Here is a 12,936-nt window from a genome sequence, read left to right on the forward strand (position 1 = left end):
GCCGCTATACCCTGCCCCGTTCAATTGGGTAGGGCGCCTATTGCCCACAATAGGATAATTCGAACCGAGCGGCGTCGAGAGCGACAATTCGGAATTGCGGATGACGTTTATGAAACATCCAGGCTAGAAGAAGGCCGCTGCACCGCGCGATCCTGCGTTTGCCTGGCGCCCATCCAGGCAGCTCCGGAAATGAGGAGACCGTACTATTTTGCGTTACCTGGAAAGTTGAAGCAGACCAGCTGGGTCGACAATACCTTTTGCAGTACTCAACAGGTTTCTGGCGACAAGTGCTTGTGTGACTTTGTTACGATAGAAGATTGCCTGCCTTAGACTGGCGGGCTGTTCGAGGTTTCCCTGTTCCAGTTGTTTTGGATTCGGGAGTCGAACATGGAAACCGTCAAATTGCACCGCAACCCCCGTTCCCGCACGTTTATCCGCAGAGTCGTCAACAGGGCAGCCCTCGTACGCCGCGCCTTTTCCGGCCTCCGCTGGCGTGGCGATACGCCGGAAGCTCCAGTTGGCGCTCAGACTTGGCTTTGACGGCTGGAGCAAATTGTTCAGGCGCTCTGCGAAAGCACCACTTCCCCGGCAAGCGGCCGGTTCCAGCAGCCCCTTCCAGCCAATTTCGTAATTGACTACAGGTAGCTTGCCGTATCTTTGACGGAGTGACTTGCGTAGCCCAAGCAGAACCACGTTACGCGCAAGGGATGAATTCGCCTTCATCGCGTTCAGCGCGCCGACAATGAAGGCCCGCTTTTCCGCTTTCATATCAGGCCCGGGGTCTTTTACAAAGAGTGCGTTGCTTTCGGTGTCGTAGAGAACTTCCGTCACCAAATAAGCGGTATGGTCTCCAAAGATGACAGACTGCTGGATCAGCCAGTTCAAACTGAAGCGATCGATCGCCTTCAACAGATGGAGACCCTTTTGCTGATCGAGACTCGACCTTCCCCTTTTGCTGAGCTGTCCACGCATCAATGTGTCGATGTCGTCGCTATTCATAAAATCAAAGTCGGTTTCCCCGTTCTGCTTATGGAGCAGATCGGCCATGTCGCTCATCAACAAGCCGAGTTCGATGGTTTTCGGTGCCATCGGCCCGATCAGAGTAGGCGCCAAGATATTAGGCAACCTGTTTGCATCCGGTCTTCCCGTCGAACTATCGTATTGCGGACATGCGAGCCGTAGCAGAGGGGGAAGCGCATCGACCGGACCTGCTGTGCAGTCATCCGATGCGAAAGCGGAGTGAGACGTTAGTTCCAGATTTTCAGTATGGTTGGCGAATGTGGCTGGCAGCGCGAATCGCCCCAATTGCGACAGCATTCTATCCCGGGGCATGGCGGCGATCACAAAATTTCGTGTCTCAGTAAATATTTGCCTTGCCGTGTCGGCATACATTCTGGCGTTACCCAACTGCGCAGTATCCGTACTAGGCAGCGACAGGCTGAACACGCTAAAGTCAATGATCGACGACGGCCATTGGTCGGGATCGCTCCAATGCGTAAAGTGTTTTTTTGCCTCTGTATAGCACGTTGCCAGATTGTCGCGCTCGTTGACGCTCAGAAGCGTTTTCAAATCATAAGCCGATTTGATGACGGGATATCCGAGTAGAGGAACCAGCACGTTATCGCATGACTCCCATTTTTCCCGGATAATCTTGCGTGATAGCTCCTGGCTCAGATAGATTTGATCTTCGATCCGGCGAAATCCGGCATCCATGGCCTGCCGGAGCTCCATGACATCTTGTCTCAGAGCGATGGTCTCCTTTAAGGTTTCTTCTTGCAGCTTTTTAATCTCATCGAGTTTGAGATTCACTTTCGCGAACTGCTCGCCGAGATATTTCATCATTTCAGCATGCCGCGTGGCGCCTGCGTCGGGCTTGCCACCGCCGAACATAGACACAACTGCGGACGCGGCCGAGAGATAATCGCCCGAAACGAACGCCACCGCGGCGCCCGCAATTTGCTGACCTTTGACCATGGCATCGACTACCTTCGGATCGACTCCGAGATCGGAAGCAATGCCAGCCAGCTGGCCTAACTGTCTGCCGCGCAAACTGAGCTCGCCTACCAGTGCATCACGCCGGATCTCTTTTGTCAGGACCGCGATCAACTTGTCCTTGTCCGCGCCGACGATGTCTTTGAAAAGACCGGAATTCACCGCGCTCAGCTTTTGCTGGGGCGTCCAGGACATTGAACTGACTTCAATCAGACCGCGTATCGATGCCGTGTTGGCTGAAACATCGCCCTGAAGAGACTGTATGCCTTTGCGCAGGTCCACAGTAATGTCCCGCAACTCAACCAGGGACTTGCTGGTGTCGACCGCGATCCTTTTCAGGTCTTCCACGGCTTTGACGGTGTTGCCAAGGCCCTGCTTCAGCTCCTTGACGGAATCTTTTACTTCTCCAACTTGAAGAAACACTGCCGCAGTACCTTGCCCGATAAAGTCCCGCGCCGACGCTTCAAGCGCTATCTGAGCGCCCGGCACGTCGGCGAGTGCCTCCGACAGGGTCTGGTTGCCGCTCTGCAAAGTACGGCTGAATTTCACAAACTCATCAGCCGACATGCTCGCCAATTGCTGCGGAGATACTTGTTGATCGTCCAGAAATTTCTTCAACACCTTTACCGACTGTGCTTCGGCACTTTTGATGACGGTGTCGGCGATAAATTTGCCTTGCTCATTTGCTGCCCACGCGCCTGCTGCTGCGACAACCTTGGTAATCGGCTCGGGAGATACGGCGGCATACGTCGTTAGCGCGGCAGCAACCATATTTGCATTGGCGGAAGTGACGGCGCCAGCGGCACGGGCTGTCAGGATTTGATGTTCAAGCTTGTTGGCCAGCTCGACGTACTGATTGCCATTGCCAGGCTCTGGCGTTTTCGCTGTGACAACGACCAGGCTGACCACGGACTTTCCGAAGTCCAGAACTGCCGGGGTGAGTTCGGCCGCGTCGGCATGCGAGGAGAAGACAGCTCCGCTAAGGGCAGCAAGCAAAATATTTTGTTTTGACAACATGTTACCTCCATCTGGATGATGAAGCAGTTGCTTGAATAATGGAAACTCTTAAAAACCTAGTGCCGAACGCTAAATTATAGTAGATTCATAAAAAAAACAAGTTGCTGATACATTGTTTCGATTTTATGAAAATCAATTGGTTATGTGCACTATTTTTTTTGAGCAAGGAGAAATTGTGAAACCATCGATAAGGATATTAACGCTTCTCTTGCTTGCTGTTACTGGCTGGCCAGCGGCAGGGCTTGCGCAATTGCCCAGTTGGCTGAGAGGCGCGACGATGACCGAGGGATAAGCGCCCCCTTCGATTGATAGCGGACACATCTTGGAGGCATTGATTCGTGGAGGAAATCCTGTGCAGCAAGCAGTCAGATTTGACAATGAAACTACTTATTACGAATGGCGAATTGTCAATCCCGCCGACAACCGTGTATTGGTGAAAGTAGGTGGCGAGGTTTTTCAATATGTGGACTTGATGAGGACAGATACCGCGCTCTTGCTATTGCGGTCGGTCGTTCGTGGGGTAGACCAACGAAAGGAAAATCTATTGCAAGAGATAGGGGCGCAGAGAATTCTTATCGAGCAACAAAATCAAGATTTGCAAGCGACAAAAGCGAATTTGACGAATTCTTTGAATGCAATAGAAGAATTACGATTCAGAATACGAGACATAGAATGCAAAGCAGCGACTCAAGCTGATGCGGCCTGCTTGGATCCTAAAAAATGAAAATTTTTGAAATATTGGAAACATAATGAAAAATACTAGAAGAATACTTTTTATCTCGATCTTTCAATTGTTTATCGTTTCCGAGGTGGTCGCGGATGCTCATGCGCCATTAGCTCCACCAACGATTTTCACCGTAAATTACATTGTTGCGGATGAAATATTTCAAGGGCCATGTATCCATACCGAATTTGGATGCCATCCCCCAACACCCATCATCCTGAAACCTGAGATAAAACGGCTAGAAAGTATCGACGGGAAATATGTTGTGGAAATGCACGCAAAACTTTCTCAGGTAGAGCAAAGGCTCAATTCTACCAATCAAGCTCTAGAAGCGAGTAACGTCATCATCAATGATCTGAGAGAGCGGCTCAAAGCGATGGAATGCAAAAACAACAATTCCCCGCCGCCCTGCTAAGATTGCGCCTGACTACAGAGCTGGGTAGCGGCCAAGCGCGGCCAGCGTGCTGAGCCGATGTGCCGTCTCCGCTAACCGGAGAATACCGCGCACGCCGCCTTTCCTTACTCCTCGCCCAGGTAGGCCGCCTTCACGCGCGGATCGTGCAGCATGTCCTGCGCATTGCCGCCCATGATGATCGCGCCCGAATCCATCACATAGCCGCGGTTGGCCGCTTCCAGCGCCAGTTTGGCGTTCTGCTCCACCAGCAGCACCGTGATCCCCTGCTTGTGCACATCGCGGATGACTTCGAAAATCTTTTCCACCATGATCGGCGCCAGGCCCATCGACGGCTCGTCCAGCAGCAACAGGTTCGGATGGCTCATCAGCGCGCGCGCCATCGCCAGCATCTGCTGCTCGCCCCCCGACAAGGTACCCGCCATCTGCGCCGCGCGTTCTTTCAAGCGCGGAAACACCGTGAACCATTTTTCCACATCGGCATCGATCCCGGCCTTGTCGTTGCGCGTGTAGGCGCCCATCAGCAGGTTTTCGAGGATCGACATGCGCGTGAACACGCCGCGCCCTTCCGGCACCATGGCCAGTTTCCGCTGCACCAGCTCGAACGACTTGCTGCCCTTGAGCGAGGCGCCCATGTAGCTGATCGTGCCCTCGACCTTGCAATCGGGCAGGGTGCCGGTGATGGCTTTCAGGGTGGTGGTCTTGCCGGCGCCGTTGGCGCCGATCAGGGTCACCAGTTCGCCCTTGTTCACTTCCAGGTCGATGCCCTTGACGGCCTTGATGCCGCCGTAGGCCACCTTCAAGCCCTGGATCTTCAGAATGTTGTCGCTCATGCGTGAGCACCTCCCAGGTAGGCTTCGATCACTGCCGGATTTTTCTGTATGTCGGCCGGTAAGCCTTCCGCGATGGGTTTGCCGTATTCGAGCACGGTGATGCGGTCGCACAGTCCCATCATCAATTTGACGTCGTGTTCGATCAGCAGCACGGTCTTGCCTTCGTTCTTGATCTTGATGAGCAACTCGCGCAGCGCCAGTTTTTCGGTCGCGTTCATGCCGGCGGCCGGTTCGTCGAGCGCCAGCAGTTGCGGCTCGGTCGCCAGCGCGCGCGCAATTTCCAGGCGGCGCTGGTCGCCGTACGACAGGAATTTGGCGGTGCGCTTGGCAAACGCGCCGATGCCCACAAAATCGAGCAATTCCTGCGCGCGCGCGCGGATCGCCGCTTCTTCCAGGCGCGCCGCCTTGTGCCGGAATACCGCGCCGAACACGCCCTGGTGGGTGCGCACATGGCAGCCGACCATCACGTTTTCGAGCGCCGTCATCTCGCCGAACAGGCGGATGTTCTGGAAGGTGCGGGCAATCCCCGCCTTGGCCACCAGGTGCGGCGCGGACGGCGAATACGGTTTGCCGGCCAGCTCGAAGGTGCCGGTATCGGGCTGGTACAGCCCGGTGATGACGTTGAAGAAGGTGGTCTTGCCGGCGCCGTTCGGGCCGATCAGGCCGTAAATCTGCCCGCGCATGATCTTGATGCCGACGTTGGTCAGCGCTTGCAAACCACCGAAGCGCTTGTTCACGCCGTCGATCTGGAGAATGACTTGTTCGCTCATCTGGATATCCTCACGCGGCCATTACGCCGGCAACTCGCCGTTCTTGTTGGTCTCGGCGGCATCTGGCCGGTCTTCGTGCTTGGGCGACGGCCACAGGCCGGCCGGACGGTTGAGCATGATCAATACCATCGCCAGGCCATACAGCAGCTGGCGCAGCACTTCGGCTTCGATCAGGACCTTGCCGAACAAGGTCATCTGCAAGGGTTCCACCACGTGGCGCAGCACTTCGGGCAAGGCCGCGAGCAGGATGCCGCCCATGATCACGCCCGGAATATGGCCGATACCGCCCAGCACCACCATCGCCAGCACGGCAATCGATTCGGTCAGCGAGAACGATTCCGGCGACACGAAGCCCTGGAACGAGGCAAACATGGCGCCGGCCACGCCGCCGAACGAGGCGCCCATGGTGAACGCGAGCAGCTTGACGTTGCGGGTGTTGATGCCCATGGCCTTGGCCGCGATTTCATCTTCGCGGATCGCGACCCAGGCGCGCCCCAGGCGCGAGTGCTGCAGGCGCGAGGTGATGAACACGATGGCGATGCACAGGAACAGGAACAGGAAGTAGTAAGCGTTCACTGACGGCATGCCGTAGCTGCCGATGAAGACGGTCGCTTTCGAGCCCGGCTCGCCGGCCAGCGAGACCCCGAAAATGCGGATCGGATCGATCAGGTTGATGCCCTGCGGACCATTCGTGAAGTTGATCGGTTCGTTCAGGTTGTTCATGAAAATGCGGATGATCTCGCCGAAACCCAGGGTCACGATGGCCAGGTAGTCGCCGCGCAGCTTGAGCGTCGGCGCGCCCAGCAGGGCGCCGAAGAAGCCGGCCGTGGCCGCCGCCAGCGGCACGATCAGCCAGACCGACAGGTGGATCCCGCTCTCCCTGATTTCCGGCCCCATGATCGCGACCAGCCATTCCCCGAACACCGGATACTGGTTGACGACCGATTCGAGCAGCGCGGCAAATTGCGGCGAGGCCAGGAGGCCGGTCATGTAGGCGCCCACGGCGAAGAAGGCGATGTAGCCGAGGTCGAGCAGGCCGGCGAAGCCAACCACGATGTTCAATCCCAGCGCCAGCATGATGTACAGCAGGGCCATGTCGATGATGCGCACCCACGAGTTGCCGAACTGCTGGGCAACGAAGGGAAAGATCAGCAAGGTCAGCAGCAGTGCCACCGTGCTGATGCGGGCCTGGCGCGGGTGGGTTTCGAAGTTGAATGAGAGCAGAGCCATGATGTTCCTTTTCTGTGCTCAGGCACGGTCGGCGACGCGCTCGCCCATGATGCCGGATGGCCGGATCGTGAGCACGATGATCAGCACGACAAAGGCGAAAATATCCTGGTAGTGGCTGCCCAAAAAGCCGCCGGTGGCCGCGCCGATGTAGCCGGCGCCGAGCGCTTCGATCAGGCCGAGCAGAATGCCGCCGATCATGGCGCCGTAGATATTGCCGATGCCGCCCAGCACCGCCGCCGAGAAGGCTTTCAGGCCGGGCAGGAAACCCATCGCAAATTGAATCGAGGAATAGTTGGCGCCCCACATCACGCCGGCCACCGCGGCCAGCGCCGCGCCGATGGCAAACGTGGCCACGATGACTTTGTTCGAGTCGACCCCCATCAAGCCGGCCACGCGCGGATTTTCGGCGGTGGCGCGCATGGCGCGGCCCATCTTGGTTTTTTCGACCAGCAGCACCAGCGCGCCCATCGACATGCCCGCCAGCGCCAGCAACAGCACCTGGGTTTGGGAAATCACGGCGCCGCCGATATGGATCGGTTCGCTCGACAGCAGTTGCGGGAAGGACAGCGGGCTGCGGCCCCAGATCATCATCGAGAACGTGGTGAGCAGGGTCGAAATGCCGATCGCGGTGATCAGCGGGGCCAGGCGGGGAGCGTTGCGCAGGCGCCGGTAGGCGACCCGTTCGATGAGGACATTGACGATCATGCACACCGGAATGGCACCGAGGATGGCAATCGCCAGGTTCACATAACCGGGCAGGCCGGGCGCGACGATCTCGAGTCCCTTGAGGATCGACAAGCCAACCATGGCGCCGATCATCAGCACATCGCCGTGGGCGAAGTTAATCAGGTTGAGCACCCCATACACCATGGTGTAACCGAGCGCGACCAAGGCATACATGCTGCCGAGCACAAGGCCGTTGATAATTTGTTGGATGAAGGTATCCATGATGACCCCGTTTCAATTCGATCTAACAAAAACGGCACCCGGAGCCCCCCCCGTAGTGCCGCTCATGGCCAAGTCCGACAAGCTGCCCGCCGTCCCTGGCCACGGAACCGGCGGTTTTTCATGTCTTTGCTGCACCTTGCGCCATCAGAACGAACATGACGTCCCGATGACAAAACATCCGAGCGTCAACATCATAACGAGGTTTGGAAAAAACTAATATCGGAAAATCACACGTGTTCCGAATTTAATTTTGACAAACGGCCATGCTTTGGGTTATGCAACCCCGGCCTTGATACCGTCGAGTCCCTTGGGCAAGGGGAAGGTCACATGCTCTTCCACGCCGTCGAGCGCGCGCACGCTGCGGGCGCCGAGTTCCTTGAGGCGGTCGATGACGGCCTGGACCAGCACTTCCGGCGCCGAGGCCCCGGCCGTGACGCCGATGCGCAGCTTGCCGACCAGCCATTGCGGATCGATCTGGGAGGCGTTGTCGACCATGTAGGCCGGCGTGCCCTTCTTTTCCGCCACTTCGCGCAGGCGGTTCGAGTTCGAACTGTTGGGGCTGCCGACCACGATCACCACTTCCACCTGGGGCGCCATGAACTTGACCGCTTCCTGGCGGTTGGTGGTGGCGTAGCAGATGTCGCCCTTCTTCGGCTCGATGATGTTCGGGAACTTTTCCTTGAGCGCGGCGATGATGTCGGCCGTGTCGTCCACCGACAAGGTGGTTTGCGACACGTAGGCCAGCTGGTCGGGGGTCTTCACTTGCAAGGTGGCCACGTCGGCCACGGTTTCGACCAGGTGCATGCCCTCTTCGGTCTGGCCCATGGTGCCTTCGACTTCGGGATGGCCGTCGTGGCCGATCATGACGATTTCGCAGCCCTGGCGCCGCATCTTGGCAACCTCGACGTGTACCTTGGTCACCAGCGGACAGGTGGCGTCGAAAATGGTCAGCCCGCGCGCTTCGGCTTCGGCGCGCACCGCTTTCGACACACCGTGGGCGGAAAACACCAGGGTGTTGCCGGGCGGGACATCGTCGAGTTCCTCGATGAAGATCGCGCCCTTGTTGCGCAAGTCTTCCACCACGTAGGCGTTGTGCACGATTTCGTGGCGCACGTAGATGGGCGCGCCGAATTGTTGCAGGGCGCGCTCGACGATTTCGATTGCGCGGTCGACGCCGGCGCAAAAACCGCGCGGCTGGGCCAGGAGAATTTCGCTGTCCATGATGAGCCTCTGTATTATTTATACAACATTTGTTTATGCAACGCTAGGAGGACCTCGAAAAACCGTAGCGAGCGGTGCAAGTTTCGTCCGAGAAGCGCAGCCGTACGAAGGTACGGTGAGCATCGCAGGACTTTCGTGTCCCGGGCGAAAATTGCGCCGCGCAGTAGGTTTGTCGAGGTCCTCACAATTAAAGTACCGAAATCAGACGTACTTCGAATTGCAGCGACTGGCCAGCCAGCGGATGGTTGAAGTCGAAGGTCACCGCGTCCTCGCCGAACTGGCGCAGCACGCCGGCAAAGCGGCCGCCGCCCGGTGCGGCGAAATCGACCAGGTCGCCCACTTGATAGTCGGCGCCGGGGGCGGAGTTCTCGTCCAGGGTGGCGCGCGAGACATCGCGCACCAGCTCCGGGTTGCGCTCACCGAACGCTTGCGCCGGGGCCAGCTGGAAGGTCTGGTGCGTGCCTTCCGGCAAGCCCATCAGGCAGGTTTCGAGGAAAGGCGCGAGCTGGCCGCTGCCCATCATCAGGGTGGCCGGGTTGCCGGCAAAGGTCGTGATCAGATCGGTGCCGTCTTGCGTGGCCAGGCGGTAATGCAGGGTCAGGTAGGCCGATTCGGTGACGACGGCGGGGGTGGTAGTGGACATGGTCGGTATCGAGGCGTGCAAAGCACCATTGTAAGCCACCGGGAGCCGGACAGCCTCGCCCGTCCGCATTTTGATGGCGGACAAGCGGGCCGGCCGTGCCCGCTCAGCAGCCGCAGCCGTAACTGAAGCTGTCGTTGCCGAGCACTTTCCAGGCGCCGTTGATATTGACCAGCATGAGGCGATACCAGCGGTCGTCGGTAATGGTTACAGCGCCCAGGTCGCCATCCGCCTTGCCTTGCCCTTCCCACACGGCCAGGTCGGCCATGCCGTCGGCGTCGAGATCGAAGTACAAATGCGTTCCGCCAATGAAGCCGGTACGGGCACGGTCGAGCTTGACCGTGGTTTTGCGGACGGCGGCCGGGCCGGGCGCCAGCGCCAGCGCCAGCGTTGTGTAAAACGCAAACAGGCCGGCGGTGGGCCTGGCGTCGATTTTTTTCTTGTCCTCAACGTCGCCGCCGGCGCTGCGCCACAGAGCGGCATCGGCGTCGCCAAAGGTGAAGCCGTAGGTCCAGTCCCAGCACATGGGCGCATCCTCGTCCCAGAAGCGCACGGTCTTGCGCAGCACGCTCGCTTCGCTGTGCAGGCGGCCGTCGCGCATCAACTGCACGCGTTGTACCGGGCGCACCAGTGCATCGGTGCGGCTGCGCATATCGTAAAGTCCCTGCATATGCACGCTCTCGTCATCGGGCTCGGCGCCGGGCGTGGGCGTCGAGTCCGTCCGGCGCGCGGCGACCGTTTGCTGGTAGACGATGCCGAAGCGGCCGCTGGCCTGTTCGGCCGACGCGCCCGGCGGCGCAATCTGCGCCTCGCTGCGGAACAGCGACGGCCCGACCCGGGAAAATTCCAGCGCGTCCACAACAGCGAGCAGGCGGCGTTCGCCAACGCTGTCGCCGGTGTTGTGCAGGGTGCCCCATAAACCGAGCGCATCGCGCATGTTCACCATGATCTGCTGCGCCCGTTCCGCGCGCGCCTGCAGTGCCTGGCTATCGGTCTTGCCCTGCAAGGCCAGGCGGCGGGTCTGCTTGCTCATTTGCCCGTGTTGCACGGCCTGGCGCTTGAGGTCGGCCCAGTCCACGTAGGGCGCGGGCCTGGGACCGTGGATTCCCAGCGCCAGGTCGGCTTTCATCTTCTCCAGCGCCTCGTTGCGCGGATACGGCGTCGGATTCGGACTATCGGGATAGCGCTCGACGAGATTGCGTGCGTACTCTTCCAGATTGCTCCAGCTCGGTTCAGGCCAGAACACGCGCAGCGCATGGTCGTATGGAAACGGGTCGCTCTCGATACGCCGCACGCCGACCACATCGGCCGGGATCACCGGCTTATCGTCAAGAACGCTGCATGCCACATAGCCGTGCCCGGCGTCAGTCTCTACTGCGCAAAAACCGTCCAGCTCGTAAAGGCCGACCAGATTGACCATGGTGCCGCGCAGCAGGGCCGCGCCGAACTTGCCGTGGCCCGGTTGCGAGCGCGCGCGCACATCGTCAGCGTTGACCCAGCGCTGCAATGGCGCGGCGGGCAAAGCTTGGGCGCCCCCCGCCAGCAGCAAGATGCCCAGCAGGGCGAGTGTGCGCATGAGCGCTCCTTATTCAATGATGTGCCGGACCCGACAGCGGAGGACGGCGTCTTTACAGCATCATTGTAATTGCTTTTGGTTAATTATAGGTGGCAAAGGGAAAACCACCGCCTTTCAGCAGCCGTAGCTGAAATAGTCGCTGCCGAGTACTTTCCAGGCGCCATTGATATTGACCAGCACCAGCCGGTACCAGCGGTCGTCGGTGGCGGTGGTGGGCCGCACGATATCGCCCGGCCCCTTGCCCTCCCCTTCCCACACGGCCAGGTCGGCAATGCCGTCGGCGTTCAGGTCGTAGTAGAGATGGGTGCCTTTGACAAAACCGGTGCGGGCGCGCTCGAGCGTCATGCGCGCCTCGCTGACCCTGGCCGGGCCGGGCGCCTGGTCGAGCGTGGTGTAGAAGGCGAACAGGCTGCCGGGCGGCTGGGTGTTCTCTTTCTTGTTGGCAGCGGCAAGGTGTCCGAAGAAGCGCCACGGGCCGGCATCGGCGGCGCCGTAGGCGAAACCGGGAACCCAGCCCTTGCATTCGGGTGCGTCGGCATCGCCCCACAAGGTCTCGGTCTTGCGGATCAGGCTCGGCTGGACGCGCAGGGTGCCGTCGCGATCGAGCTGGACCCGGTGCACGGGGCGCACCAGGGCATCGGTACGGTTGAGCATATCGTACAAGCCGGGCGACGCTTCGCCGGGCGACGCGTCGCCCGGGGACTCGTCGTCTTCGCTCACCTGGGCGGGCTTGGGACGCGGCTTGACCAGCTGCCGGAACTTGATGCCGAAGCGCCCGCCCGCCTGTTCGGCGCTGCTGGACGGCGGCGCCACCTGGGCTTCGCTGCGGAACAGCGACGGCGTCACCGCGCTGAACTCCAGCGCGCCGATCACGCCGGACAGACGGCGCCGGCCGGCCGCGTCGTCGCTGTTGTACAGTTCGTTGGGCGCCAGTCCGACTTTCTCGCGCAGGTCGGCGGCCATTTCCCACGCTTGTTTCGCACCGGCTTTGTCCTGCGCGCGCAGGCGCAGCGCCGTGCGTTTGAGCTCGGCCCAGTCGGCGAACGGCGCGGGTTTGGCGGCGTGCATGCCCAGGGCCAGGTGCGCCTTCATTTTTTCCAGCGCCTCGCTGCGCGGGAACGGCCCCTGTTGCTTGATGCGCAGGTTGCGATCCCGGAGCGATTGCGCGTAGCGCTCCAGGTTGCTCCAGTCCGGTTGCAGCCAGAACGCGCGCTCCGGATCCGGTTCTTGCGGACGCGGCTTTCCCTGCGCATCGACGGCAATGACCGGCGCGCGCATCAGGTAGCGGCAGGCGGTATAGCCGGCCATGCCGTCGGCGGTGCGGATTGCGCAGTAGCCGACCGCGCTTTCCTCGCGCACCAGGGTGACCACGCTGTTGCGCGGCAGGCGGGCCACGGCGGCGGCGTCGGACTGCGGCCCGGCGCGCAGGATGACGTCGCCGCCGTCGACCCAGCGCTGCGCCGGTGCGGCGGGCGCGGCCTGGACTATGGGGATCAGCAGGGCCATTCCTGCCAGGGCGATCATGCGCATGCAAGCATCCATCGATTTCAAAATGCACTCCAGGTTCCCGCCG

11 protein-coding genes are annotated in these 12,936 nt (G+C 59.9%); 2 read left to right on the top strand and 9 right to left on the bottom strand.

What is annotated here, in order from left to right; genetic code table 11:
• Positions 1-213 precede the first annotated feature (213 nt).
• Complete coding sequence (locus F2P45_RS21510; protein WP_166879804.1) at positions 214-3,009, bottom strand: hypothetical protein; 2,796 nt, start codon at positions 3,007-3,009, stop codon at positions 214-216.
• Positions 3,010-3,331: 322 nt separating this feature from the next.
• Between F2P45_RS21510 and F2P45_RS21515 the strand changes: the two genes are divergently transcribed.
• Together F2P45_RS21515 and F2P45_RS21520 are read left to right on the top strand one after the other, a co-directional pair.
• The gene (locus F2P45_RS21515; protein ID WP_166879807.1) at positions 3,332-3,733 is read left to right on the top strand and encodes a hypothetical protein; all 402 of its coding nucleotides are present in this window, start codon (positions 3,332-3,334) and stop codon (positions 3,731-3,733) included.
• A gap of 25 nt (positions 3,734-3,758) precedes the next feature.
• Positions 3,759-4,148: a hypothetical protein gene (locus F2P45_RS21520; RefSeq protein WP_166879810.1), complete on the top strand. Its 390-nt coding sequence runs from the start codon at positions 3,759-3,761 to the stop codon at positions 4,146-4,148.
• A 104-nt stretch (positions 4,149-4,252) separates the two neighbouring features.
• Here F2P45_RS21520 and F2P45_RS21525 read toward each other — a convergent pair whose 3' ends face one another.
• From F2P45_RS21525 to F2P45_RS21560, 8 genes are all read right to left on the bottom strand, one after another.
• Positions 4,253-4,978, bottom strand: a complete 726-nt coding sequence (locus F2P45_RS21525; RefSeq protein ID WP_166879813.1) for an ABC transporter ATP-binding protein — start codon at positions 4,976-4,978, stop codon at positions 4,253-4,255.
• Positions 4,975-5,748 carry an ABC transporter ATP-binding protein gene (locus tag F2P45_RS21530; protein ID WP_166879816.1) on the bottom strand — a complete coding sequence of 258 codons (774 nt, stop codon included), beginning with the start codon at positions 5,746-5,748 and terminating at the stop codon, positions 4,975-4,977. The genes F2P45_RS21525 and F2P45_RS21530 overlap by 4 nt, the downstream gene beginning before the upstream one ends.
• 21 nt (positions 5,749-5,769) lie before the next feature.
• Positions 5,770-6,978, bottom strand: a complete 1,209-nt coding sequence (locus F2P45_RS21535) for an ABC transporter permease subunit (protein WP_166879820.1) — start codon at positions 6,976-6,978, stop codon at positions 5,770-5,772.
• Between the two features lie 18 nt (positions 6,979-6,996).
• Positions 6,997-7,926, bottom strand: a complete 930-nt coding sequence (locus tag F2P45_RS21540) for a branched-chain amino acid ABC transporter permease (protein WP_166879823.1) — start codon at positions 7,924-7,926, stop codon at positions 6,997-6,999.
• Between the two features lie 273 nt (positions 7,927-8,199).
• Positions 8,200-9,147, bottom strand: a complete 948-nt coding sequence (gene ispH, locus F2P45_RS21545; RefSeq protein ID WP_187367206.1) for a 4-hydroxy-3-methylbut-2-enyl diphosphate reductase — start codon at positions 9,145-9,147, stop codon at positions 8,200-8,202.
• Positions 9,148-9,334: 187 nt separating this feature from the next.
• Positions 9,335-9,790 carry an FKBP-type peptidyl-prolyl cis-trans isomerase gene (locus F2P45_RS21550; RefSeq protein ID WP_166879826.1) on the bottom strand — a complete coding sequence of 152 codons (456 nt, stop codon included), beginning with the start codon at positions 9,788-9,790 and terminating at the stop codon, positions 9,335-9,337.
• 103 nt (positions 9,791-9,893) lie between these two features.
• On the bottom strand, positions 9,894-11,363 hold the full coding sequence (locus tag F2P45_RS21555) for a hypothetical protein (RefSeq protein WP_166879828.1): 1,470 nt from the start codon (positions 11,361-11,363) through the stop codon (positions 9,894-9,896).
• 114 nt (positions 11,364-11,477) lie between these two features.
• Positions 11,478-12,893, bottom strand: coding sequence for an SH3 domain-containing protein (locus tag F2P45_RS21560; RefSeq protein ID WP_166879831.1), 1,416 nt, complete (start codon positions 12,891-12,893; stop codon positions 11,478-11,480).
• Positions 12,894-12,936 lie beyond the last annotated feature (43 nt).

Source organism: Massilia mucilaginosa (assembly GCF_011682145.1).
In the GTDB taxonomy this organism is placed as follows: Bacteria; Pseudomonadota; Gammaproteobacteria; order Burkholderiales; family Burkholderiaceae_D; genus Telluria_A; species Telluria_A mucilaginosa.